At 51.9% G+C, this 25,233-nt stretch carries 26 protein-coding genes; 20 read left to right on the forward strand and 6 right to left on the reverse strand.

Annotated elements, in window-relative coordinates; translation table 11 throughout:
• The first annotated feature begins 19 nt into the window (after nt 1–19).
• The 3 genes from AN477_RS11775 (at nt 20) to AN477_RS11785 (ending at nt 3,896) form a co-directional block, all read left to right on the forward strand.
• A complete protein-coding gene (locus tag AN477_RS11775; RefSeq protein WP_054969359.1) occupies nt 20–1,810 on the forward strand; it encodes a glycosyl hydrolase family 18 protein in 1,791 nt (596 codons plus the stop codon).
• A 276-nt stretch (nt 1,811–2,086) separates the two neighbouring features.
• Nucleotides 2,087–2,887, forward strand: coding sequence for an SDR family NAD(P)-dependent oxidoreductase (locus tag AN477_RS11780; protein WP_054969360.1), 801 nt, complete (start codon nt 2,087–2,089; stop codon nt 2,885–2,887).
• Nucleotides 2,888–2,984: 97 nt separating this feature from the next.
• Nucleotides 2,985–3,896, forward strand: coding sequence for an FAD:protein FMN transferase (locus AN477_RS11785; protein ID WP_054969361.1), 912 nt, complete (start codon nt 2,985–2,987; stop codon nt 3,894–3,896).
• Nucleotides 3,897–3,961: 65 nt separating this feature from the next.
• Here the strand turns inward: AN477_RS11785 and AN477_RS11790 are convergent, their stop codons facing one another.
• Nucleotides 3,962–4,186, reverse strand: a complete 225-nt coding sequence (locus tag AN477_RS11790) for an alpha/beta-type small acid-soluble spore protein (RefSeq protein ID WP_054969440.1) — start codon at nt 4,184–4,186, stop codon at nt 3,962–3,964.
• Nucleotides 4,187–4,388: 202 nt separating this feature from the next.
• Between AN477_RS11790 and AN477_RS11795 the strand changes: the two genes are divergently transcribed.
• Genes AN477_RS11795 through AN477_RS11810 form a run of 4 tightly spaced genes read left to right on the forward strand, consistent with a single transcriptional unit; the run spans nt 4,389 to nt 5,881 of the window.
• On the forward strand, nt 4,389–4,832 hold the full coding sequence (locus AN477_RS11795) for a hypothetical protein (RefSeq protein ID WP_054969362.1): 444 nt from the start codon (nt 4,389–4,391) through the stop codon (nt 4,830–4,832).
• Nucleotides 4,833–4,863: 31 nt separating this feature from the next.
• Nucleotides 4,864–5,181: a hypothetical protein gene (locus AN477_RS11800; protein WP_054969363.1), complete on the forward strand. Its 318-nt coding sequence runs from the start codon at nt 4,864–4,866 to the stop codon at nt 5,179–5,181.
• Complete coding sequence (locus AN477_RS11805; RefSeq protein ID WP_054969364.1) at nt 5,178–5,411, forward strand: hypothetical protein; 234 nt, start codon at nt 5,178–5,180, stop codon at nt 5,409–5,411. Before AN477_RS11800 ends, AN477_RS11805 begins: the two co-directional genes overlap by 4 nt.
• Nucleotides 5,387–5,881 carry an Hsp20/alpha crystallin family protein gene (locus AN477_RS11810; RefSeq protein WP_054969365.1) on the forward strand — a complete coding sequence of 165 codons (495 nt, stop codon included), beginning with the start codon at nt 5,387–5,389 and terminating at the stop codon, nt 5,879–5,881. The genes AN477_RS11805 and AN477_RS11810 overlap by 25 nt, the downstream gene beginning before the upstream one ends.
• 40 nt (nt 5,882–5,921) lie before the next feature.
• Here the strand turns inward: AN477_RS11810 and AN477_RS11815 are convergent, their stop codons facing one another.
• Nucleotides 5,922–6,659 carry an endonuclease III domain-containing protein gene (locus tag AN477_RS11815; RefSeq protein WP_211266005.1) on the reverse strand — a complete coding sequence of 246 codons (738 nt, stop codon included), beginning with the start codon at nt 6,657–6,659 and terminating at the stop codon, nt 5,922–5,924.
• A gap of 267 nt (nt 6,660–6,926) precedes the next feature.
• On the opposite strand from AN477_RS11815, the gene AN477_RS11820 reads away from it, so the two are divergent.
• Nucleotides 6,927–7,499, forward strand: coding sequence for an Hsp20/alpha crystallin family protein (locus AN477_RS11820; protein ID WP_054969366.1), 573 nt, complete (start codon nt 6,927–6,929; stop codon nt 7,497–7,499).
• Nucleotides 7,500–7,543: 44 nt separating this feature from the next.
• Here AN477_RS11820 and AN477_RS11825 read toward each other — a convergent pair whose 3' ends face one another.
• Both AN477_RS11825 and AN477_RS11830 read right to left on the reverse strand, forming a co-directional pair.
• Nucleotides 7,544–8,029 carry a permease gene (locus AN477_RS11825; protein ID WP_054969367.1) on the reverse strand — a complete coding sequence of 162 codons (486 nt, stop codon included), beginning with the start codon at nt 8,027–8,029 and terminating at the stop codon, nt 7,544–7,546.
• A gap of 30 nt (nt 8,030–8,059) precedes the next feature.
• Entirely contained in the window at nt 8,060–9,382 is a 1,323-nt protein-coding gene (locus tag AN477_RS11830; RefSeq protein WP_054969368.1) for a glycosyl hydrolase family 18 protein, read from the reverse strand.
• A gap of 173 nt (nt 9,383–9,555) precedes the next feature.
• Here AN477_RS11830 and corA point away from each other — a divergent pair, with 173 nt between their 5' ends.
• Nucleotides 9,556–10,485, forward strand: a complete 930-nt coding sequence (corA, locus tag AN477_RS11835) for a magnesium/cobalt transporter CorA (RefSeq protein WP_245631805.1) — start codon at nt 9,556–9,558, stop codon at nt 10,483–10,485.
• Between the two features lies 1 nt (nt 10,486).
• Nucleotides 10,487–11,491 carry an MBL fold metallo-hydrolase gene (locus tag AN477_RS11840; protein ID WP_054969370.1) on the forward strand — a complete coding sequence of 335 codons (1,005 nt, stop codon included), beginning with the start codon at nt 10,487–10,489 and terminating at the stop codon, nt 11,489–11,491.
• 20 nt (nt 11,492–11,511) lie between these two features.
• Here AN477_RS11840 and AN477_RS11845 read toward each other — a convergent pair whose 3' ends face one another.
• On the reverse strand, nt 11,512–12,216 hold the full coding sequence (locus AN477_RS11845; RefSeq protein WP_157061936.1) for a molybdenum cofactor biosynthesis protein: 705 nt from the start codon (nt 12,214–12,216) through the stop codon (nt 11,512–11,514).
• Nucleotides 12,217–12,284: 68 nt separating this feature from the next.
• Between AN477_RS11845 and moaC the strand changes: the two genes are divergently transcribed.
• Nucleotides 12,285–12,797 carry a cyclic pyranopterin monophosphate synthase MoaC gene (gene moaC / locus AN477_RS11850; protein WP_083486221.1) on the forward strand — a complete coding sequence of 171 codons (513 nt, stop codon included), beginning with the start codon at nt 12,285–12,287 and terminating at the stop codon, nt 12,795–12,797.
• A gap of 8 nt (nt 12,798–12,805) precedes the next feature.
• Here the strand turns inward: moaC and AN477_RS11855 are convergent, their stop codons facing one another.
• Complete coding sequence (locus AN477_RS11855; protein ID WP_054969372.1) at nt 12,806–13,084, reverse strand: DUF2627 family protein; 279 nt, start codon at nt 13,082–13,084, stop codon at nt 12,806–12,808.
• A 151-nt stretch (nt 13,085–13,235) separates the two neighbouring features.
• Between AN477_RS11855 and AN477_RS11860 the strand changes: the two genes are divergently transcribed.
• The 9 genes from AN477_RS11860 to AN477_RS11900 all read left to right on the forward strand — a co-directional run bounded on the left by AN477_RS11860 (nt 13,236) and on the right by AN477_RS11900 (nt 25,209).
• Nucleotides 13,236–14,996, forward strand: a complete 1,761-nt coding sequence (locus AN477_RS11860; protein ID WP_054969373.1) for a sigma-54 interaction domain-containing protein — start codon at nt 13,236–13,238, stop codon at nt 14,994–14,996.
• Between the two features lie 404 nt (nt 14,997–15,400).
• Nucleotides 15,401–16,483: a Glu/Leu/Phe/Val family dehydrogenase gene (locus tag AN477_RS11865; RefSeq protein ID WP_281176337.1), complete on the forward strand. Its 1,083-nt coding sequence runs from the start codon at nt 15,401–15,403 to the stop codon at nt 16,481–16,483.
• 146 nt (nt 16,484–16,629) lie between these two features.
• Entirely contained in the window at nt 16,630–18,057 is a 1,428-nt protein-coding gene (gene lpdA / locus AN477_RS11870; protein ID WP_245631800.1) for a dihydrolipoyl dehydrogenase, read from the forward strand.
• A 29-nt stretch (nt 18,058–18,086) separates the two neighbouring features.
• Complete coding sequence (locus AN477_RS11875) at nt 18,087–19,112, forward strand: thiamine pyrophosphate-dependent dehydrogenase E1 component subunit alpha (protein WP_157061937.1); 1,026 nt, start codon at nt 18,087–18,089, stop codon at nt 19,110–19,112.
• Nucleotides 19,090–20,073, forward strand: a complete 984-nt coding sequence (locus AN477_RS11880; RefSeq protein WP_054969376.1) for an alpha-ketoacid dehydrogenase subunit beta — start codon at nt 19,090–19,092, stop codon at nt 20,071–20,073. The genes AN477_RS11875 and AN477_RS11880 overlap by 23 nt, the downstream gene beginning before the upstream one ends.
• 74 nt (nt 20,074–20,147) lie before the next feature.
• Nucleotides 20,148–21,503, forward strand: a complete 1,356-nt coding sequence (locus AN477_RS11885) for a dihydrolipoamide acetyltransferase family protein (RefSeq protein WP_054969377.1) — start codon at nt 20,148–20,150, stop codon at nt 21,501–21,503.
• 128 nt (nt 21,504–21,631) lie between these two features.
• On the forward strand, nt 21,632–22,612 hold the full coding sequence (gene lipA, locus AN477_RS11890; RefSeq protein ID WP_083486223.1) for a lipoyl synthase: 981 nt from the start codon (nt 21,632–21,634) through the stop codon (nt 22,610–22,612).
• A complete protein-coding gene (lipB, locus tag AN477_RS11895; protein WP_083486224.1) occupies nt 22,609–23,313 on the forward strand; it encodes a lipoyl(octanoyl) transferase LipB in 705 nt (234 codons plus the stop codon). The genes lipA and lipB overlap by 4 nt, the downstream gene beginning before the upstream one ends.
• Before the next feature lie 237 nt (nt 23,314–23,550).
• The gene (locus AN477_RS11900) at nt 23,551–25,209 is read left to right on the forward strand and encodes an acyl-CoA mutase large subunit family protein (protein WP_083486225.1); all 1,659 of its coding nucleotides are present in this window, start codon (nt 23,551–23,553) and stop codon (nt 25,207–25,209) included.
• Nucleotides 25,210–25,233 lie beyond the last annotated feature (24 nt).

Genomic DNA, 25,233 nt, shown 5'->3' on the forward strand with positions numbered 1-25,233 from the left:
TGATAGGGAGGTAGACTTTTTGGAATACGGTGTACGCCGCAGTACAAGGCGGGATCGAACTTACGATCGGAAACGGCGCTTTTCGAAACGTTGGTTTGCAGGGCTCGTGGCACTGGTTGCGTGCGGAGCAGGCACTGTCATATATGAGGTGTTCTTTCATGTCTATGACGCAGGTCCGAAGGACCTGCTCGTGAATGGACAAGTTGTAGACGAGATAGCGGGTCTTTCCGTACGTTCACAGGTCTGGTTGTCGAAAAACGAAGTAGAGACCCTGCTAAGCCGGATTGAGGTCAACCGGCCTGTCCCATTTACGACGACAAAGACATATCACGGTACCGAATATGTGCAAGCCAATACTCTTGTATCATCGTTAACCGAAGACGGTGACGTGAGCGAAGTGAGTCATCACCAAATCGCGATTGAACTGAAACCTAACCAGCACTACACATACGTACGAAGCGGGGACGTCATTCGACAGGAAACCATCGAAGTCAACGGACGCACGGCAGGGAGTGTCTTGGCAGTATTTCATAATGAAGCCACCTATGTACCTGCTCAGGCGATAGCCAAAACCCTGTCGAGTGGGGGACTGCCCAGTTCGTGGACGGGGAGGGAACTGACCCTCGGGCTGACGTCGCCTGCATCACCTGGGTTGATTGAAGATCCAAAAACCAGCACTGTGATTGCGTTTGGTCCGGGTCATGCCCTCTACGCACCAGTTTACGCCTGGGACGGGGCGGTGTACGTACCCATTAGCAGCTTGAACGCAGCTCTGTCACAATTAGGATGGACATCCTCAGGCGGCGACTTCAAGCTGAGCTTGAACGCAAAACGGCATGCAGTGAAATCTGCCGTCCACAGCAAGCCCTTGGTGATGGCGTTTGTTCCTTTTTACTCAGAGAATATGGGGCCGTTCAACGATGTCACGAGCCACAGGACGGTGTTTCACGGACTCGCATTAGACACATGGACTATCGACAGTGCCGGGAACCTCCTAGGGAGCGCACCGGCTGGTACAGCTGAAGAGGCTTCAAAGGAAGGCGACGCTGTGACGGCGATGGTGACAAACCTCGGCAGCAGCGGGTTTGATACAAAGGTCATGACGTCCATACTAACTGACAAATCCCGAAGTACTCATTTGACGAACCAATTGGTCGGGGCGGTTCTATCAGAGGGTTACGATGGAGTGACGCTGGACTTCGAAGCCATCCCCGCCGCGGATCGTAACGGGTATACCACATTTATAGCGGGGCTTGCGAGTATCCTTCACGACCACGGGAAGATACTCAATGTAGTGGTGCCTGCCGACACCAGCACGCATGGTGAGCCGTGGAATCAAGGCTATGACATAACCAGGATTGGCCAGTCCGCCGATGCGGTCATCATCATGGCTTATGACTACTCCTACCCGGGTGGGCCAGCGGGGCCCATTGCTCCTCTCCCATGGGTGCAACAGACGCTGTCTTATACGGTATCGCGCATCCCGGCGCAAAAGGTAATCCTCGGCATTGACGCATATGGTTACGACTGGTCAGGCAAGCACACAACCTCCTTCAGCCTGCCGACGATAGATTCCTTTGTCGCGGCTCACCACATCCAAGTGAAGTGGGATGCGACGGCTGAAGCGCCTTGGTACACATGGACCGATGCGAAAGGCATGAACCATACTACCTACTACGAAAACGGTCAGAGTACGGCAGCAAAACTCGCATTGGCGCAGTCTTACGGCATCGCGGGCGTTGCACTGTGGCGGGCAGGACTGGAGGATGACGCCATTCTGAATGCCCTGGCCAGCTACGCCAAGCAATAATTAAAGCGGAGAGGACTGTAGGCAGAACATCTTGCGGTTCTGTCCAGCCAGGTTGATTGACTCTTCAATATATCGGATACCAATGATGAACCGATTATGGATCACAGAAACAGGTAATGAACCGGTGTCCCGAGAATAGGAACAACAATGACTGAGAAACAACAATGACTGAGAAACAACGATGACTGAGAAACAACGATGACTGAGAACCGCAACGACTGAGAAACCACAATGACTGAAGGAGTCTTGAGGTACGCACTGCTGGAGGTGGCTATGATGCAAGAAGACAGTTTGAACCAAATCTCTCTCGCTGGTGTGAAGGCTGTGGTAACAGGGGCGTCGAGCGGACTGGGCCTAGCAATGTCCGAGGCTTTAGGGAGGGCTGGAGCGTCTGTCGCGATGGCCGCGCGCGGAGAGGAACAACTGAATCACCAAGCAGCTAGACTTCAGGCGCTCGGTTACCATGTACATTCACTCGTCATGGATGTCCGGTCTGAGGCATCAATTGCTTCAGCCGTTCAGTGGGTCGAATCGACATGGGGCAGAATTGACCTGCTTGTAAACAATGCCGGGATCGGCATGCGTACTGTGAACCGGCGGTTCATGCTTGAACCGCAGCCTTTTTATGAGGTGACTGCGGAAGGGTTTCGGGATGTCATTGACACCAATTTGACTGGATACTTTCTCGTTGCCAAGGGGTTTGCAAGAATGATGGTGAAGCAACGAGAGGGTAAGATTGTGAACATATCGATGAACCATTCTACAATGCGTCGGCGAGGTTTTGTACCCTACGGACCCTCTCGAGCGGGCGCAGAGTCCCTGTCCTACATTATGGCTGAGGACCTGCAGCCGTATGGGGTCACAGTGAACATGTTGTTGCCGGGCGGCGCCACGGAAACCGGAATGATTCCGGAAGAATTAAAATCTCAGCTGGCAGGGCCCATGTTGCAGCCGGAGATCATGGCGGTGCCGATCGTATTTCTTGCATCGAAAGCGTCAGATGGCATCACGGGGGAACGGATTACAGCAACAGAATTTGATGCTTGGTACCGCGCACGGTTTGAACAAAGCGTTTAGATTACTGGTAACCGTAATACAAAGCCGGGATGCGCAGAGCCAGGACTACGAAGGATAAACTCGGTGAAACAGAGGTATCGGACGGTGATTAGCAATCGTGAAGAGATCTTGGCTAGCACTCGGGACTGTAATCGAGATACAGCTTATTGCCAGCGAACACGATGACAGAGTCGAACCTGCCATGAGCCAGGCAATGATGGCGATGAGAGCAGTGGAAAACGCATGCAGCCGATTCGATGGAGACAGCGAACTGTCCGCGTTGGTCAACGCACCAGCGGGAAAACCGGTGTCCGTGAGTCCCATCCTTTTTCAAAGCATACAGTTCGCTTGCGAGGTGGCCGATTGGACAGATGGACGATTTGATCCAACGGTCGGTCATCGTATGGAAGAACTCGGATTCAAACGGCACTATCTTACAGGCGATACAGTCTCGTCGCCTGTTCACGTCTCGAAAGATGCGACATATCGGGACATTGAACTGGACCCAAACAATCAGACCGTATGTCTTCATCGGCCAATGAAACTGGACCTCGGCGCCGTGGCGAAAGGTTTGGCAGTGGACTTGGCTGTTAAAGAGCTGAACAATTACGGATTTCCCGGATTCGTCGTTGATGCAGGCGGAGATGTTTTTGCGTCAGGTATGAACGAACTAGCGGAACCATGGCGCATCGGTATTCGTCATCCAGTCCAACATGCGGACACGATTCTCAGCCTGTGTGTAAAGGATGCAGCGGTTTGCACATCTGGTACCTATGAGCGGAGAAGCCCTATTGATGCGGGATCTCACCATATTCTAAATGCCCGCACTAAGCACTCTGCAGGCGGCATTCTGAGCTTGACTGCGATGGGGCCATATACAATGATGGCAGATGCTCTGTCCACTGCCGCGTTTTTATACCCGTGGAGTGAAGCACTCGAGATGCTTGCTTCAGCGGGGCTCGAGGGCGTCATCGTCACGGAAGACTTACAGTCTCACTTGACACCCGGAATGGGAAGGTATGTCAGATAAATCCTTGGTATCTTTGTTCCGAGGGGCAACGGAGGGTTTCCCGTTGTCCCTCGGACATTTTTCTATTAGTGTGTCAAGCGGTTTGGTGAGCCGCCCATGCTGGTTTCCGCGAATGCAACCAACCGCTTGGTCATTTCTCCGCCTACGGATCCGTTTTCTCTCGATGTTGTTTCCGCTCCAAGAACAACCCCAAACTCTGAAGCAATTTCATACTTCATTTGCTCCAATGCGGAGTCGGCAAATGGAACCAGGTGGTTATTACTGCCTTGATTGCTTCGTTGTTGCTGCATTGGCATAAGCTTCATCCTCCTGAAAAATCATGGAATGGTTTCATGAAGGTAGCATTTTCGGAGTCTACCCCGATTATTCATAAAAGCGTAAACAACGATTCTTGCAGCAGGTTTCACTTCTATTGCCCAAACGAAGGACATATCCTGAATAGAAACCGTTGGACAAAGTGTGGCGATATCAATGTTATGGAGAAACCGCTCAGTGCAGAAAGAAATGATGCAACAGTTATCCGAATTGACACAGACCCTTCGTGAAGTGTCTGACAAACTGCACGACAAAAACGTTCAGATCACCGTGGAATCTTTACACGTCGATCGCGCAACGCTTGAAAGTCTAGTCTTTCGCTTAGACAGTCTAGACATCCATGATTTGAGCGGCTCGCTCAACCTAGGGAACAATTTCGGACAGTTCCCTGGCAATACAAAGAAATCGACAAGCAACGTTCGGTTGCAAGGCGGAAAATCGCAGGGTCCCCGAGTGGAGACAGCGATGGACTCTGGCAATCGTGAGACGACAGCGCTTAAAAGCCGGTTGCCAGCGCAAACAGCAAACAATCAACTCCACAAAGACCGATTGCCACCGCAAACTGCAGACGGCTCAAGTAACCTCGAAGAGACCGACCGTGGCTTTGCAATTCGGTTTTAGTACACCGATTCATCAGAAGGGTGGGGAGCCCATGCGACATATTCTGTCTCCTGTGTTCGCCATCGGTACCATCCACATCGAACAGGTGGAGGGTGCTTCGTGCGTGAATCTAGGTAACAATTGGCCAACAAACTTCCAGAGTTACAAGAAACACAATCAAGGATTTGGTTCTGTTTCCGGAAACAACAACGTCATGAGCAGTCTGCGCTCACTCCTGAACGACCCAGATACGTTCGATATGATGAGCGTGCCTGACAACCAGGTCCCTGAATGGGCCGAACAGTTCCTTCAGGACGACGATGACGAAAAACCGGATGATACGGAACCGACTGTGAGGTCGATACCATGACGATGTTTCAATATGGAAAAATCGTGATCGACAGTGTCAGCAGTTCGAGTGTCATCTCCTGTGGTGAGAATCGACAGACCGGATTTCGGAGGACAGCCAAAGTAAACGAAGGCTTTGGGGGTGTTTCAGGAAAATCTAACATGCACCTCAACAATATCCACATTGTGCATGACGCAGACGAAACTGATGCTTGGAGGAGTCACCTATGGGGCCGAAGGGACGAGATGTAAACAATCCCTTTGAGATATTGAAGAATCTCGGGGACATGAAGGACATGAAAAAAATCCTCGGGGATGATTTCTTCAAAAACATCCCTTTTCCTCAGTGGCAGCAGATGTCCATGACGGACAGTGATGAAACGAGTATTTATCCACGGATAGACCTGTTTGAACGCGGACAAGAATTGATTGCGGCCATTGAAATACCTGGTGTCGAATCACCATCGGATATTGCTTTATCTGTAGGGCCACACTCCCTGTATGTCAAAGGCTCTGTCCCCGCGTTGCCGGTGCGTGAGGAGAGTATCCATCTCACTGAGCGTCATCACGGAAGTTTTGAGCGTGAGATTGATCTGCCGATGCGCGTGGACGAATCGAGTGTCAAGGCATCTTACGCCAATGGGATTCTGACCGTACGCGTGACGAAATACGTCTCGCCGCAAGGCGAAGTTGAGCAGTTCATTCCCATCAGTTTCGAGTAACTATGGCTGTCGTAAGGCCGTAAAGCGTCTGTCACGATGGTCAATCACGCTCTGCTGCACGGCGTTCGTCACTTGCAAATTGGCAGATCTCCTGTAGAGCGCAGTCTAGGCAACGCGGTTTTTTGGCCAAACAGCAACGGTTGCCTGTTCTGTCGAGCAGGGCGTGAAACTGGTTGAACATGGCCGGGTCAGCCGGCAGATGTTTCATAAACCACTGGCGCAGTTCCTCATAGTCCACCCTTTCCGGAATCACGCCGCAACGAAACAGGATACGTTTTGTGTATGCGTCGACAACAAACGACGGCAAGCCGGCACCGTACAACACAATATCGTCCGCGGTTTCAGGGCCGATTCCAGGAATACTGAGTAACTCCTCGCGAAGTGTGTCGAGCGGCTGGCTGAGCATGTCTGTCAGTTCACCGTCGTACTTGTTGATCAAGTGTTCTGCAAAAGACTTGAGGCGTTTCGCTTTCATATTATAAAACCGCGTTGGAACAACTTGTTCGGCAACAGATTCAATGTTGGCCGCATAGATCGCGCTAAAGCTCATCAGGCCGGCATCATCCAGGTTGGACAGGGCCTTCTGCGTATTCTTCCAAGCTACGTTTTGGACAAGGATGGCCCCAATCACCATTTCCTCTACCGTTTGTGCTGGCCACCAGTGCAGGTCTCCGTAGTGCGTCTCAAGGCGTTTGTACGCATCAAGGAGCCAAGCGGTAACCCTTGCACCAGAGAAGAGCCCATCTTCAGCCTTCAAACCGGTTTTTCGTATCGGCAAGGGAACACACTCCAATCGGTTTGTCATCAGTAAGGCTGGTCTGTCATTATTTCTTCGATGAAAATTTCCCCTTGGACCTTACCCCGTTGTTTGTCAGTACCTTCCCATTTTATCGAACCCGTCAAGAAACGAACTTATGCTGGGCGGACATCCGGAGCCGGGCCTGCGTAGAGTATACCGAGAGATGTCATGTGCGGTCGCGTGCCGGAACAACGGTCTAGTTTGCACGGATGCGTGGACCATGACACAACGCAGGAGGAATTCGAGATGCCCTTTCAAAACATGTTTTCGAGCCTTCGGACAATGCAAGAGCAGATGCAGCAAATGTTCGGTGGGATGGTGAACAACCCAGGCGGACCTGGAGCAGGAGCTGGCACTGGCCGATCCGGTCCCCTGAATGGTTGGCCTTTTTCAGGCATGAACGGTGATTGGGGGAGTTGGCTCCAGAATATGGGTATGAACCCAGGAGGCATGGGGGGCATTCCGTCGCAATCGCAGTCCAGCGGTTCAATCCCCGTCGATGTTTACGAAACAGGGGAAGAGGTCATCGTGATCGCTGAAATACCCGGCCTGAACAGTGCCCGCGATGTCACACTGTCAGTGTTTGCAGAGGAGATTATCATTTCGGGAAAGATTGACCGTCCCTACTCGCAATCGGGAACGATGCGGGCAACAGAACGGTTTTCGGGTTCTTTTGAACGGCGTGTAGACCTGCCGGTGCGTGTCAAACGTTCAGGAGCTCGCGCACGCTATCAAAGCGGCTTACTCGAGATCAGACTTGCGAAGAGCGGATACCAATCGGGTGATAAGAGTGCGAGTGTACCGATTGATTTCCGGTGATTAGATCGTCTCGTACACGGGATGCCATTGCTGAGCATAAGCTCCTACGCCAACCATCGATTGACGACAATCCCGCCAATCAGTGCGATAACCACGGAAACGATGGCACGCACAACGGTGAAGTTTACTCCATAAAACGGAATCTCGGCAGGGAGCCTCGGCAGAGAAACTAACTGCCAAGTGGTGACGAAGGCAAACACGGCGCCTGGACTGGCATCGGCTGCGAACATGCCTGCAGCGAGTGGATACATTGCCCAGCGCGATCCGGTGCCGAACAAACCGAGCAGGGTGCCAAGTAAAATCCCTCCGAACCCTGCTTCTCTTCCGAGCCACCGGGCAATAAGCTGCGGTTGAAGCCACTGTGCAATCAGTCCGGCTGCAAACATCGAAACGACAATCCATGGAACAGCTTGCACAAACATTTCGGTTGACGCATCCAACCCTGAGAGGGCCGTTTGCGGCCGTATAATCGCCATCACGACATAGCCTAGCAGAGTCAGAAACCCCATTGCAATCAGGACAATGTCCACCGTTGTTCACCCCTCAGTCCGACTCGGGCATTAGGACAGCATCTGTGTCAGGCCATGAATAACAGACGACCAGCTGGTTGGATCGGACAATCCGAGCGACCAGATAGATACCCCAGCAAGGTTGTCATTTTGGACAAGCTGCAGTTCGCGGTTCAGTGTCTCTTGCGTGGAAAACCAGACTTCTTCGTATCCATCCGGCTTCGAATAGCGTGCATATGCCACCCCGAGTTGCTGATTGAATGAGCTTGTGGCTTGATGTTGTTTCAAGATACTGTCCACCTCTGAGAGCGGAACTGCGATGCTGTCCACACTGCCATCCTGATGTACGTGCCAAAACCTCGCGTAAAACGGTACACCAAGCACAAGTTTGTCCGCGGGTACGCCCGTGTCGAGCAGGTCTTCTATAGATGTGGTCACCCAAGGTAAGTCCGCGACGGGGCCAGGCGTTTGGTCTGTACTCCAGTGCTCGTCGTACGCCATTAGGACAACGTAATCAGCATATCCGGCGAGGGCTGCATGGAAATACGCCGCAGAATCCTGCAGAAATTGGATGTCGGGTGTGATGTCAACAGAAAGAACGATATGCTTTCCGACAAGGGCTTGATGCAAAGATTTGATAAAGTCTGTGAACCCTTGCTGGTCTTGCGATTGCATGTTTTCAAAGTCGATATTTAGTCCATCAAGATGATTCTTCGTTGCGAGGGACACGAGATTCGAGACTAAGTTGTTACGTGCATTCGGGTTGCTGAGCACCTGGTGCGAGAGCCCTGCGTTAAACTGGTTGTCGACAAGAGCCCATACCTGGACATGGTGCTGATGTGCATACTGCACCACTGACGGTTCGATTTTACTGCTCACGCTGCCGTCGCTTGATTTCAGAGACAGCCAAAGCGGACTTGCCACGTTGAGGCCTGCGTTGGCTTGAATCAGATGAATCGTCTGGACGGGGTTGGCATAGGGAATCCACCCCATGACAATACGCTGATTGGTTTGTCCGAATTGCTGTACAGACGAGAACAAGCTGCCTTGCTGAGAGGTGCTGAGCGTGCCCTGGTACGCCACTGGCAAAAGCTGTCCCTGAAGCATGGAGAGAGGCTGCTCAAAGGAAGTGAGCCCTCGCCACTTGGACAGGCGAGAAGTTAGACTTGAAGACGGACTCGTATTTTGATAGCTCGTTGTTCCAAACAGCTCTGTGGTCGCAATCGTTGAAAACTGTGCGGCTTCAAGCTGGGATAAAGTATTCCATGAACCGCCGCCGAAGATATACGAAAAACTGGCAATACAGCCTGCGATCAGGATGGCGGCGCCAATGACGCCGCGCCACCAACTGGAACGGCTTTGAAGGTCAGTCAAGATGTGTTCCTCCCAGCGTAATGCTATGAGCAAAATGTATGACAATCCCTAAACCTGCTTGTTTTGTTGCAATCATCTATAGAAGTCTATGAAGCAATTGAGTAGTTTAGAAGAATTGGATATACGGAACGAATCCGGTATGATGATTTTGAAGTGGGGGATGGATTTTGCTGGTGCAGACGGGCACTGGAGTATTTAGAACGAATCCGCGAGCTCCTCTGCCAGGGGAGACCTGTTGGATCCACCTTGCTCAACCAGAAGCAGAAGAAGTGGAAAACCTACTCGGAGATATACTTGAACTGCACCCTCTGGCTGTCGAGGATGTACAGCACTTCGGGCAGCGGGCGAAAGTCGATGTATACGATCACTGGGCAAGACCTCATGCGCTGGTGAGCTTTTATTCACTCACTGAAAAGCTGGACACCGTAGAACTGAGTCTGATTATCGGCACCAACTTTATCGTCAGTGTGACGGAACAGCCTGTCTCATGGCTGGAGGAAATGTACCGGCGTGCCGAGGCTGCGGGATTTTCGTTTGAGAACCCTACGAGTGTCTTGTACCGAATTCTGGATGGGTGCGTAGATATCTTTGGGGATCAGCTTGACGACTTAGACGGCCGGTTGGAACGCATGCAGCGTCGAGTTTTTCGCCGCCCGGATGAAGAAATTGCATCCACGGTGTTTCAGATCAAGCGCAGACTGCATCAGTTGCGAAAGATTGCCCTGGATGAATTGGCGACCGTCAGCAGTTTCAAGGCAGAAACGATGCCCTTTGTCGACCGGCACTTTGAAGTGTATTTCCAGGACATCAATGACCACATTGCACGAACCATCGACAATATTGAACTCGTGAGGGACGGATTCGGAGCATTACTTGACTTCCAAGCCATGCAACGGTCTGCGAAAATGAACGAGGTCATGAAGACACTCACCATCATCAGCACCATTTTTCTCCCGTTATCTTTCATCGTGGGACTATACGGGATGAATTTTCATGATATGCCTGAGCTTTCATGGAGGTTTGGCTACCTTTATGTCTGGATTCTCATGATTGCCGTAACGGTATTTTTCATTATCTATTTTAAGTGGAAGAAGTGGTGGTAAATTGACGTCATCGACTCGTGGAACTCTTCTCACCATTCGACGTTTGGAACTCCCGACACCTTTTCCAGTCGGTCCCGTCAATGCCTATCTCATCAAGGATGCCAATCAGGCAGTCCTTATCGACTGTGGACCAGGTACAAAAGCCGCTCGCGACGTTCTCATCCGCGGGCTTTCTGAGGAGGGGCTTGTGCCGGAGGACCTCACTGCAGTCGTGTTGACACACGGTCATGTGGACCACGTTGGACAAGCGGCATGGTTGCAAAGCCTCGGGGTTACGGTGTGTGCCCCACCAGAGGTTGAAACATGGCTGCAGCCGGGGAGTCGTTGGGACAGCTATCGGCAGGAGTTCTTTACCACCCTGTACACCATGCAGGGCGTGCCAGAGGACGTTATTCATCATGCCAACAAAGACTTAGGTATGTTGCAGAAACTAAACACGAAAGCCACTGTCGACGTGACTCTTTCATACAATCAGACTTGTCCTGTGCTGCCGATGTTCCAAGTGCTTCATGTACCGGGTCATGCTCAGCATGCATTGGCACTGTGGAATGCAGAGACGGGAGAAATCATCGTTGGCGATCAGCTTCTGCCAGAAATCAGCAGCAATGCCCTCGTTGAGCCAGAATTGACTGCCAAGACGGGCAGTGAGGCGAAACGAACGCTGAGCCTCATGCAATACCGTGAGAATCTTCGCTCGCTGCTTGAGCTCGAAATTTCAGTCGTGTATCCAGGCCACGGCCCCGTTTTCGAAGATGCCCACACCTTAATCCGGTCGCGGTTGGCAGCCCAAGAGAAAAGAAGGCAGCAATTTTACGAACGCGTGGTTGAGAGCGGTGGCACGTCAGCATATCAACTGGCCACTTCGTATTTTGCGAGACACAAAAATCAGACATCTCTCATCATGTCTGAAACCCTCGGTTACTTAGATTGGTTGAGTGCAATCGGGGAAATCGACGAGGTGAATCTCGCTTCGGGGCAAATCGAGTGGAAGCAACGCCGAGGATAAGGGGGGCAACGCCCCCTTACTTATCGTTCATTTGCCTGCCAAATTGACTTTCCGTCAACATAAAATTCTTTCTTCCAAATCGGAGCTTCTTTCTTCAGGCGTTCAATCAGCGTTCTTGCTGCCGCAAAAGCATCATCTCGATGAGGAGAAGCCGCAGCACAGATCACCGCGATATCGGTCGGCAAAAGTTCGCCCACGCGATGCCACTGCAGTGTATGAATCCCTGGATGATCACGCTCGACGTCCGCGGCAATTCGCTGCATTTGTTCGATGGCCATCGATTCGTAAGCCTCGTAAGACAGGTGTGTGGTCTGCTTGTCTCCCGTGAACTCACGAACCGTACCCACGAACAAAACTGTACCGCCACAGTACACGTCTTCAAGCAGTTCATACGCTGCCTTCATATCGAGCGGTTCGGCACTGATTCGGCAGGAATGTCGTGCAGATGGTGCACCGCCGCCAACGGGTGGGATCAAAGCAATCTCAGCTTCGGGACGAACTACTGCAGTGTCCTGTGCGTATTCTTGGTTCACGGCAACAAGTGCGCCCTGAATCTGAGTAGCAAGTTGAGGAAACTGCTTGCAAAGGAGAACCTTCAAACGGTTGACAGTCATCGGTTCCGTGTCTTCCACGGAAACCAGCCGAAGGCCTGTCCTTTCAGCAAGACCAGCAAATAATTGAATGGTATAGGTTGAAATCGCCGACACCTCCATATATACCAGCATGTTTAGTCATGCGGGTGAATGTATGCTGCACTGCAGCATCGTACATACCTTGAAAGGACTGATCAAGAGTGAGCGAGCACGGCTTTACGCATTTTGACGAAACCGGTAAGAGTCATATGGTGGACGTGTCAGAAAAGGAGGACTCTGACCGAACCGCGATTGCAGAAGCAATCGTCCGCATGCAAGCACATACGCGTGAACAAATTGAACAACAGGCGATGAAAAAAGGTGACGTATTGGCGGTCAGTGAACTCGCCGGAATCATGGCAGCAAAGAAGACCTCCGACCTGATTCCTCTGTGCCATCAGCTGCCACTCACGAAAGTGTCCGTAGACTGCGATTGGACTCCTTCCGATACACTCGAAGACGGAGCAAGTAATACTGCATGCCTGCGTATCCGTTCCACGGTGAAAACCACCTATCGAACCGGCGTCGAAATGGAGGCTTTAACAGCCTGTTCCGTTGCCGCCCTGACCGTCTACGACATGTGCAAGGCCATTGACAAAGCCATGACAATTGAGTCCATTCGACTCGTATTTAAGTCGGGCGGCAAGAGCGGCACTTTTGGGAGTCTCGATTGAGACGTCCTTCAGGATTCCCGTCGTACACTTTTTTGCTTTCGTGAGACCGGGCGACCGCGCCACCCTTCACGCTTCAATTTTCCGCGTTTCTTGTCACGGTAGTAAACATATCCGCCGAGAAAAGCGGTACCGAGAAATGCAAGGATGAGTCCAAGGATCGAGATAATGCCATCTGTGACATGACCGTATGCAAGCCAGTCTACAATGTGTATCCTGAATAAATTGAGCCCTTCTCCGGCAATTACGAACACAACCAGAAGAATCACCCAGGCAATGAGATTGCGCAATCGTAAGCGCCTCTTTTCTTGTGATGGAGCTTCTCTGACTCTCTGAGAATACCACGTCACAGACCGTTCAGACCAGATTTCACAAATAACAGACCGCATCTTCACTGAGAAAGTGTAAAATGTCGGGTGATTGCCATAACGAGGTGAGAGAATGGACGTTGTGATTGTCGGTGCTGGGGTTGGCGGACGAAAACTGATTGAAGCTGTTTATGGTCACCCCGAGGTTACCATTCAATGTGTTGTTGACACGAATCCCAACGCTTCAGGAATCAAGTTGGCCGAAGAACTCGGAATCCCTACACGTGAAGACTACCAGCAAGCCGTTCTTGAGTATCCTGCAGATGCAGTACTTGAAGCTACTGGTGAGGAAGACGTGCTTCATTGTCTTCAACAACTGGTGTCCAACGACACAGCCGTCATTTCCGGCGCTGCTTTGCGCTTTGTTGTGCTGCTCGTCGAGGATAAAGTTCGTTTGATTCAAGCCCTTCAATCACGACAGCAACTCGCCTCAGAAGTGACCAACCTGAAGGACGTTCAAACCTTGCTCGAGGCGATCATCCAATCGACTCAAGACGCCATATCCGTCGTCGATGCAGATGGGCGCGGTATCCTGATTAATCCGGCATACACAAGGTTAACCGGCTTGCGTCCTGAAGCGGTGATTGGTCAACCGGCCAACGTAGACATTGCCGAAGGCGAAAGTATGCACCTTCAAGTCCTTCGCACCCGCCGACCCGTCAAAAATGTTCCACTCAAAGTGGGTCCAACAAAACGCGAGGTTGTCGTGGATGTGGCCCCAATCATCGTCGGCAACGAGCTTCGAGGCAGTGTCGGCGTGATCCATGACGTCTCCGAAATTAAGCGTCTGACGGAAGAATTAAACCGCGCCAACCACCTGATTCGAACCGTTCAAGCCAAATATACATTTGACGATATCATCGGAACGAGTCCAGCCATTACACTGGCCGTGGAGCAGGCGAGGCGTGCCGCCGAGACGCCGGCAACTGTACTCTTGCGCGGCGAATCCGGGACAGGAAAGGAACTGTTCGCCCACGCCATCCATCGCCAAAGTGACCGGCACAGTCATCCATTTGTGCGGGTAAACTGCGCCGCACTGTCAGAGTCTCTGCTTGAGAGCGAATTATTCGGCTATGAAGAAGGGGCGTTTACAGGAGCAAAGCGCGGCGGAAAACGCGGGCTGTTCGAAGAAGCGTCACAAGGTACGCTGTTCCTTGACGAAATCGGAGAGATGAGCACTGCCACGCAAGCAAAACTGCTGCGGGCCCTTCAGGAGCAAGAGATAGTTCGGGTGGGAGGGACCAATCCAATCCTCATCGACGTAAGACTGATTGCGGCAACCCACGTCAACCTTGAACAAGCCGTCGCAAAAGGGCGGTTTCGGGAAGACTTGTATTATCGCTTGAACGTTGTTCCGATTGTCATTCCACCGCTTCGATACCGAAAGCAGGACATCCCTCCAATTGCAGAGTACATTGTATACCGACACAATCAAACCTATGGCCGAAACGTTGAGCGCATCTCCGACACTGCCGTGGCTCGGCTGATGGATTATGACTGGCCAGGCAACGTCAGGGAACTCGAAAATACGATTGGCCGTGCAATGATCCACATGTCGTTTCACGAAACGGTACTCGACGCACATCACTTACCACCCGTTCAAAGAGTCGACCCACTGTCCGTCTCCGTTTCCGATGACAGATTCACCGCCCTCTCGAATGTTGCGGTGGCTCCTCATTTGAAGCGTCTTCCGGAGATGGTACGCGAGATTGAGCGACAAATTATCATCAACACACTCCAGAAGAACGGGGGCAACAAAACGGACGCAGCCAGACAACTCGGTATCTCACTACGGAGCCTCTATAACAAGTTGGACAGCAGCGAAAATGACTGATCAAAAGACACCGCAAGCAACCTTCCTTTTCAGATTTACATTTTTCTCTTCAGAGGCAAATGTAAACGCTTGCTTGCAAAATATTGCACGACGCGCAAATTACTGCATGGTAACTGCAGAAAATTTCACACCACATTCAACAAAAGCGATTCGAAGACCATAAGGTTTACCCTTTGCAATACCGCCTGAACAGAAGTTTCGAATGTAAAATGACCAATTTCGCATTGATATGACACATGTTTTACAGCTGATCGATGAAAAGGAACCCACCGAAGCAGTATGTTGGCACGATTTTTGCTGGTCATACACCTTGGTTAACGTTTTCTCGTTCAACACCAACACGAGGCACTCGTTTGGCCTGTACAAGATTCGTGGTATGCTATGGGAGACACGTGAGGAGGCACATCTCGATGGACTTATTCAACTACCTAGAGAAATACGACTACGAGCAGGTTGTTTTCTGTCACGACGAAGCATCTGGGCTCAAAGCCATCATTGCGATTCATGACACAACGCTCGGTCCGGCACTCGGCGGATGCCGCATGTGGACTTATGCGACCGAAGAAGAGGCGATTACGGACGCACTGCGGTTAGCACGTGGCATGACGTACAAAGCCGCGGCTGCAGGATTAAATCTAGGAGGCGGAAAAACCGTCGTCATCGGTGATCCGAAAAAAGACAAGAGCGAAGCGCTATTTCGCTCACTAGGCCGTTACATCCAAAGCTTGAACGGCCGTTACATCACTGCTGAAGATGTTGGAACAAGTGTCCATGATATGGACCTTATCCATATGGAAACGAGCTACGTGACCGGTGTTTCCAGCGCCTACGGTTCGAGCGGCAATCCGAGTCCAATGACAGCCCTTGGGGTCTTCCGCGGGTTACAGGCAACAGCGAAAGTGGCTCTTGGGACAGACGACATGGCTGGGAAAAAAGTCGCTATTCAAGGGCTTGGGAGTGTAGGCTACGCATTGGCTGAGTTTTTGAAGCAAGCAGGTGCAGAGCTCGTTGTAACAGACATCAACGAAGAAGCACTTCGACGGGCGACCAATGAACTCGGGGCAAAGGTGGTACAACCTGGGGACATATTTGCACAAGATGTTGATATCTTCGCTCCGTGTGCGCTTGGAGCTATCATCAACAACGATACAATTGATCGCTTGCGTTGCAAGGTTGTTGCCGGTTCAGCCAACAATCAGCTTGCCGAAGAGCGGCACGGCGACATGTTGCACGAACGCGGGATTCTCTACGCCCCGGACTATGTGATTAACTCAGGCGGCCTCATCAATGTTGCGGATGAATTGGAAGGATATCATCCGGAGCGCGCGAAGGCAAAAGTCGAGAACATCTACAAAATTATGCTTGAACTCTACCGGGTGGCTGATGAACAAGGCATACCGAGCTATCAAGCCGCAGACCATATGGCAGAAAGCCGCATTGCACAACTAAAACAAGTTCGCAGTACTTTCGTTCGGAACGGAAAGTAAACATGAGCTGTGAACGCGCAGGACATCCCCTGCGCGTTCTTTCGAAATCCAGCAGAAGTGGCTGTATGATGAGGTTTCGAAGACACCAAACCCACCTACGATTACATATATCGTTCATATCCATGGAATGAATGGGAGGCCAAAGCGTGCCAGAATCGGAACTTGATCTCGTTGTACTCGGCGGAGGCACAGGCGGCTATGTGTCGGCAATTCGTGCTGCGCAGATCGGAATGAAGGTGGCTGTCGTTGAGCGTGGGAAGCTTGGCGGAACCTGTCTTCATCGAGGGTGTATTCCTAGCAAAGCATTGCTTCGTTCTGCAGAAGTGTTTGCCCTTGCCAAGGAAGCAGCGAAGTTCGGTGTCAATATCGGTGAACCACAACTGAATCTCGCACAGGCAATGGTGCGCAAAGAAAAGGTCGTCGAACAACTCTATCAGGGTGTGCAGTTCCTGATGAAAAAATACAATATCCCGGTCTACAGCGGCATTGGACGTATCATGGGTCCGTCTATCTTTTCACCGCAGGCTGGTTCCGTCATGGTGGAGTACCCAGATGGTGATACAGAGATCCTTGCACCGCGCTATACGCTGATCGCCACCGGATCGCAGCCGCGCGCCTTACCTGGCCTGCCTTTTGATGGCGTGCGTGTTCTTTCCAGTGACGATGCACTCCAACTTCACCAAGTGCCAGAGTCTATGTTGATTGTCGGCGGCGGCGCGATTGGCATTGAATGGGCCTCGATGTTATCTGACATGGGCACAGACGTGACCCTCGTAGAATTTCTTCCGCGGATACTTGCGCTCGAAGACGAGGACATCTCGCGTGAAGCGACGAGGGTCCTCAAGAAGCGAGGCGTCAAAATTCACACAAACGCGAAACTCATGCCGGAAACGCTCGAGTCCACAGAATCTGGCGTTTCTGTAGCGGTCGATGTGAAAGGCGATATCAAAACTTTCTCTGCGGCTTCGGTCTTGGTTGCCGTCGGCCGCGCTCCCGTCATCGATGACATTGGTCTTGAAGCGACTGAAATTGCGGTGGAGCGGGGGGCCATCGTGGTCGACAAGGACTATCGGACCAAAGAGAAAAACATCTTTGCCATCGGTGATGTTATCGGTGGGATACAGTTAGCCCATGTGGCCGCTCACGAGGGCATCCATGCCGTCGAAGTGATGGCAGGCCTTCACCCGCATCCGCTAGACTATACAATGGTTCCAAAATGCACGTACAGCCGTCCTGAAGTTGCGAGTGTTGGTCTCACGGAAGCAGAGGCAAAAGACAAAGGCTTCAAAGTGAAAACCGGAAAGTTTCAGTTCCGTGCAAATGGTAAAGCCTTGGTGTATGGAGATGCAGACGGCTTTGTAAAAGTGATCGCGGACGAACAGACAAACGACGTACTTGGTGTTCATATGATTGGACCGCATGTAACGGACCAGATTTCTGAAGCCAGCCTGGCACGCGTACTGAACGCAACACCGTGGGAAATCGGACACACCATTCATCCGCATCCCACATTGACCGAAGCGCTTGGAGAAGCAGCCCTTGCTGTAGACGGAGTCGCTATCCACGGCGGTTGATCGGTGAAGAACTGAAAGGAGGCATTGGATTGGCTGATCTCAAACATCGTGAACTTGGATTGACCGATGAACAGGTCAAAGAGATGTATCGGTACATGGTCTTGGCCCGAAGTGTCGACGAGCGGATGTGGTTGCTCAACCGAAGCGGGAAGATCCCATTCGTGATTTCATGCCAAGGTCAGGAGGGTGCCCAGGCAGGTGCAGGATTCGCACTTGACCGAACACGGGACTACATCGCACCCTACTATCGCGATCTTTGCCTTGTACTTATATATGGACATACTGCAAAGACTGAGCTATTGTCGGCGTTTGGAAAACCAGAAGACCCGAACAGCGGCGGACGCCAAATGCCGGGGCACTTTGGGGACCGCCAGCACCGCATTATCAGCGGATCCAGCCCTGTCGGCACACAAATTCCACACGCTGTCGGGGCTGCACTGGCAGCTAAAATGCGTGGAGAAGATAGTGTGGCCTATGTATCTTTTGGTGAAGGGACGAGCAACCAGGGCGACTTTCATGAGGCTGCCAACTTCGCGGGCATTCATAAACTTCCCGTTATATTCTTCTGTGAAAACAACCAATATGCGATCTCCGTTCCGACCAAAAAGCAACTCGGGTGCGAAAATGTCGCCGATCGTGCACAAGGCTACGGTTTCGAAGGCGTAGTCGTCGACGGTATGGACCCGCTTGAGGTCTATCGGGTGATGAAGCAGGCTGTCGAGAAAGCCAGAACCGGGGGGGGACCCACGCTGGTCGAAGCAAAGACATACCGGCTGGTCCCGCACTCGAGTGATGATGATGACCGAACATACCGTTCACGCGAAGAAGTTGAAGAGGCCAAACGGACAGATTCCCTCGTCCGGATGAAAAACTACCTCTTGGAGGTGGGGTTACTTGACGAAGAGGCGGATGCAGCGATTCGCAAGGACGTTATGAATGAAGTGAATGCTGCGACGGCCTATGCGGAGTCAGCCGCTCAGGCAGATCCGTCTACTTTGATGAAGTACGTCTATGCAGAGGAGGAGAGTCGGAATGGCGACAAAACTGTACATTGAGGCCATCCACGATGCCCTGTATGACGAAATGAAACGTGATGATCGCGTTTTTGTGCTTGGAGAAGACGTTGGCGTCCGCGGCGGCGTATTCCGGGTGACGACAGGGTTGCAGGAAGAATTTGGTGAATATCGTTGTCTTGATTTCCCGTTGACTGAGTCCGCGATTGTGGGTGTCGCGATTGGAGCGGCAGCAGCAGGCATGATTCCTGTTGCTGAGATTCAATTTGCAGACTTTATCATGCCTGCTGTGAATCAAATCATTTCAGAAGCCGCAAAGATGCGCTATCGTTCCAACAATGACTGGAGCAGCCCAATCGTGGTCCGTGCTCCATACGGCGGGGGGGTCCACGGCGCACTCTATCATTCTCAGAGTGTCGAGGCCATTTTTGCACACGTCCCAGGGCTAAAGATTATCACCCCGTCCACACCATACGACGCGAAAGGCCTGTTAAGATCGGCGATTCGCGATCCAGACCCAGTGCTCTTCTTTGAGCACAAAAAACTGTATCGTTCCATCAAGGGAGAAGTCCCGGACGGGGACTACACTGTTGAAATCGGAAAAGCGAATGTCGTGCGCGAAGGCGACGACATCACGGTCATTTCCTATGGATATGCACTGCACCTAGTGCTTGAAGCCGCAGAGGAACTCGAAAAGCAAGGATACCAAGCTCATGTACTCGACCTTCGTACACTTCGTCCACTGGATGAGGAAGGCATTCTTGATGCTGCCAGGAAGACCGGCAAGGTTTTGATTGTCCATGAAGACAATAAAGTATCCGGCATTGGCGCTGAGGTATCCGCCATTATTGCGGAGCACGCGATGTTTGACCTTGACGCACCGATTGGCCGTCTGGCAGGGCCAGAGGTTCCAGCCATGCCGTTTAACCCCGTGCTTGAAAAAGCGTACATGTTGTCTGCTGACAAGGTGTTTCAGGCCATGCATCGACTTGCCCGGTTCTAATCCGAACGAGGGCTCAACTTGTCCTCTTGCAGACCAAACCGATAGACCAGTAAGTTGCTGAAAGGGTGAAGTGAATGCCAGACATCAAGATGCCACAACTCGGAGAGAGTGTCACTGAAGGCACGATTGGGAAATGGCTGAAAGCCGTTGGCGATCCAGTAAGCAAATATGAGCCAATTGCTGAGGTGATCACCGATAAGGTCACCGCAGAGGTGCCGTCAGATTTTGACGGGATTATGGCTGAACTACTGATCGCTGAAGGGGACACGGTTAAAGTTGGCACGGTCATCTGCCGCATTGAGACCGAAGTGGATGCATCGGGTAATCATGCTGCAGAAGCAGACCAAGTGACACCAGGTCATCCGAAGGAAGCATCCAGCGATGAAGCAACTCGAAGTAACGGTTCTCTTGTCAAACAACGAATGGCGGAAGTTCCAACTGACACAGGCGAACGGCCAATAGGACGCTTTTCACCCGCTGTACTACGGATTGCGGAAGAGAAAGGAATCGACCTCAGTCGAGTGACCGGAACCGGTGAAGGTGGGCGGATTACCCGTAAGGACGTTCTCGCGTACGCAGAGGCATCTGCAGGTGCCGCAGCCTCTGCTGCCAGCCAAGGCGTGGATTCGACTGCGCTTTCAGCAACAGAGGTCCGTTCTGACGCTGCCATATCCATTCCCGCAACCGAGGTTCCGTCTTCCGGCGCAGGAACAAGAACTGCTCCTCATGACGATGAGGAGTGGGTCACACCGTCACCCATCCGCAAAACGATTGCCAAGCGGATGGTTGAGAGCAAGCACAATGCCCCGCATGCCTGGACGATGGTGGAAGCGGATGTCACGTCTTTATCCCATTTCCGTACCCGTATGAAGGCAGACTTCAAGCGTCGCGAAGGCATTGATCTGACATATTTACCGTTTTTCATCAAAGCAGTTGTCGAAGCCGTCAAACGTTATCCCATCATGAACGCCTCATGGATAGATGACAAAATCGTGATGCACAAACGCATCAATATCTCGATTGCGGTGGCAACAGACGACGCACTGGTGGTCCCTGTGATTCACGATGCGGACAGGCTGAGTATCGCAGGGTTAGCGCACAAGGTGAACGAGTTGGCAGCGAAGGCACGGTCCGGACGACTCACCATGGCTGATATTGAGGGCGGTACGTTTACCGTGAACAATACCGGAGCATTCGGTTCGGTTTTATCGCAGCCGATTTTGAACTCACCTCAGGCTGGCATCCTGTCTGTCGAATCGATTGTTAAACGCCCCGTCGTCGTTGAGGGAGATGCCATCGCCGTTCGAAGTATGGTGAATCTTTGCTTATCGCTCGACCATCGGGTACTCGACGGTTGGGTAGCAGGACAGTTTCTACGGGCAGTTCGTGAGCGTCTGAGCGCCTTTGACGATAACACGGTGTTGTACTAATCAATCAATTTACAGGTTGGATTGACGAGACAAGGATGGCACTGTTTGCCATCCTTTGATTTCGTGGAGGGATGTTTTACACTAGAAAAGAGCCTCGGCAAGCGGTCACGCAGAAAGGAAGGGTACATATGGTTGAATCCAAACTCATCGAGAAGCAGCGTACCAAAGAAGCCAAGATGAGAGAGCAAGCTGCGAATCGGCCGGAGTGGTTAAAAGTCCACTTAAAAACAGGTCCAAACTACAGGGACCTGAAAGGTCTCATGCGCGGACAGGCGCTGCATACGGTCTGTGAGGAAGCGCGGTGTCCGAACATATACGACTGCTGGGAGCATCGAACGGCGACGTTCATGATTCTTGGAGATATCTGCACAAGAGCCTGCCGATTTTGTGCCGTCACGAGTGGACGGCCGACACACCTCGATCTTGAAGAGCCTGCACGCGTGGCAGATACGGTTGTCAATATGGGCCTGCAGCATGCCGTTATCACGAGTGTAGCCCGGGATGACCTTGAAGACGGGGGAGCTTCCGTGTTTGCCGCCACCATCCGTGCAATTCGCGAACGGTCCCCAGAGTGTGGAGTGGAAGTCTTGATTCCCGATTTCATGGGACGCCTGGAAGACCTGCAAACAGTGTTGGATGCATCGCCTGATATTTTGAATCACAATATCGAGACCGTTCGCCGTCTTTCCGACTCTGTGCGCTCGAAGGCCAAGTACGACAGGACCCTTGAACTTTTGCGCCGGTCCAAAGAACTGCGACCGGACATCAGAACCAAGTCCAGCATCATGGTAGGCCTCGGAGAAACTGTTGAAGAAGTGCTCGAGGCCATGGATGATTTACGTTCAGCAGGCGTAGACATATTGACGGTCGGCCAGTATTTACAGCCGACGAAAAAGCACTTGTTGGTGGAAAAATTCTACACCCCAACGGAGTTTCTGAAGTTCCGGGGTGAAGGATTGCAGCGAGGATTTGCACATGTAGAGTCAGGGCCACTGGTTCGCAGCTCGTACCATGCTCATGAGCAAGTTCAGCGGGCGGGTGGACTGCCAATTCAGTCCCTGTCACAGGAAGCAAAAGACAGAGCACTGGAAGCTGGCGGCATGGCATGAGTCTAGACAAGGAGGAGCGCAATCAGATGGTTAACGTCGACGTTGTGTCCCTCGGGCGTCTTGATTATCAACAGGCGCTCTCCATACAGGAAGGACAGGCTGCAAAGCTGTTGGCCGGAGAGACTGAAGATCAGGTTGTCTATACGGTTGAACACCCTCCGACGATTACTGTAGGAAAGAATGGAACCAGAGACCACATTGTTGCCCCGGAAGCAACACTTGATGAACTCGGCTTTGCGGTGTACGACGTCGACCGCGGGGGAGATGTCACGTATCATGGACCAGGACAGTTGGTCCTCTACCCAGTGCTTCACCTTGGTCCGTGGAATAATGACGTCAGCCGCTACGTTCGCATGCTGGAGCAGGTCGTGATCAACGCGCTCAAACACGTCGACGTTGAAAGCCGAAGGTTAGACGGATATCCCGGGGTCTGGGTCGGGAACGCAAAGGTATGTGCAATCGGAGCCAGGGTCAAAAAGCGAAAGAATGGTGAATTTGTAACGTCGCATGGCCTTGCACTCAATGTGACCACCGATCTGAGCCATTTTCAAACAATCGTTCCTTGTGGCATAGTGGACAAGGGAGTCACTTCTGTGCGTGAGTTGTTGACAACCGAAGAAGTATCCTTATTTGAATGGGAACACCGGCTTTTGGACTCATTTGCTGATGTATTTCAGGTGTCACTCAACGAGAAGAGGTGAGTGAAATGGGATTGGCTGTGACGTCTACCATCATGGTCGTTATCATGTTTGTCGTCATGGGCGGTATCTGGGCCGCTGGCGGAATTGTCGGACGAGGTCGGAAATGATGCACGGATAGCCAGGCACAATTGAGGAGGTACGCGCTTTCGGGGAATCTTGTCCGCATCACAAGCTCCTTTTGGCGCGCACCCCTCATCTGCTTGATGGGGCGATCCTATGGAAGGGGGCGTATCTACGATGTCTTTCGAAGAAAAATTGAATGATTGGCAGCGACGGACTGCAGCAGCTACCGACAAGCGGCCTGAACGAAAGTCAGAGTTCCTGAACCACTCAGACATTCCGATTCAGCGACTTTATACATCTCAAGATTCAGTTCAATCGGAAGAAGATTACCTTCAAAGACTTGGCTTTCCGGGTGAGTACCCATACACACGAGGTATCCAACCAACCATGTATCGTACGCGGTACTGGACCATGCGACAATATGCAGGGTTCGGGTCTGCTGAGGAGACCAATACCCGATTTCGTTACCTGCTAGAGCAGGGGCAGACCGGACTCAGCACCGCCTTTGATTTGCCCACGCAGATTGGTTACGATGCCGACCACCCGATGTCGGTCGGTGAAGTGGGTAAAGTCGGCGTATCCATCTCTTCCATTGTGGATATGGATACATTATTGAACCAAATTCCGCTCGACAGAGTCAGCACGTCCATGACGATAAATGCACCGGCCTCGGTTTTGCTGGCGATGTATCTGGTCGTTGCAGAGCGTCAGGGTGTACCTTGGCAAAAAGTATCCGGGACCATCCAGAATGATATTTTGAAAGAATACGTTGCTCGTGGAACGTATATTTTTCCTCCGAAGCCTTCAATGCGTTTGATTACAGATATCTTTGACTTTTGTGCGCGCGAAGTACCGAACTGGAATACGATCTCAATCAGCGGCTATCACATTCGTGAAGCAGGGTCAACAGCGGTGCAAGAAGTTGCTTTTACGCTCGCAAACGCAATTGCGTATGTTGAAGCTGCCACAAAGGCTGGCCTCCAGATTGACAATTTTGCGCCTCGACTGTCCTTTTTCTTCAACGCACACAACGACTTCTTTGAAGAGATAGCGAAATTTAGGGCTGCGCGCAGGATGTGGGCGAAAATCATGAAAGAGCGGTTTGGCGCAAAGAATCCGCGCTCGCTGCAGCTTCGTTTTCATACTCAGACAGCGGGTAGTACGCTCACCGCCCAACAACCGGACAACAATGTGGTCCGCGTGACCGTCCAAGCTATGGCTGCAGTGCTCGGCGGGACTCAGAGCCTTCATACGAATTCGAGAGACGAAGCTCTTGCCTTGCCAACCGAAGCGTCGGCAAGGCTGGCTCTGCGTACGCAGCAGATTCTTGCTCATGAAAGCGGACTCACGGACACCATTGATCCACTCGGTGGCAGTTATTACGTGGAAGCTTTAACAGATGCGTTGGAGGCAAAGGCATGGCAATACATCGAATACATTGATGGACTCGGAGGTGCCGTCGAGGCCATCACTGAGGGATATATGCAACAGGAGATACACAGAGCGGCCTACGACACACAACAGGCGATTGAACGCGGTCAGCAAGTTGTTGTTGGGGTCAATCAATTTACCACGGCTCGCGAGCCTGAACCTGAGCTTTTACGTGTGGATCCACAACTTGGCAGGAAGCAGACTGAGAGCCTTGCCAAGCTCCGCAGCGAGCGTCCTGTTGAACCGCACCGCAGAGCACTGGCCAAACTTAAAGAGACCGCTGAGGGGACGGGCAACTTGATGCCAGTCGTGATTGACGCAGTACGCGCCTACGCGACCATCGGCGAAATTTGTGATGTCCTGCGAGATGTGTTCGGAGAATATCGCCCGAGCGTATTTTGACGGCTGGAAAGCGGGCATGCGGGA

This window comes from Paenalicyclobacillus ferrooxydans (genome assembly GCF_001399675.1).
Taxonomy (GTDB): domain Bacteria; phylum Bacillota; class Bacilli; order Alicyclobacillales; family Alicyclobacillaceae; genus Alicyclobacillus_B; species Alicyclobacillus_B ferrooxydans.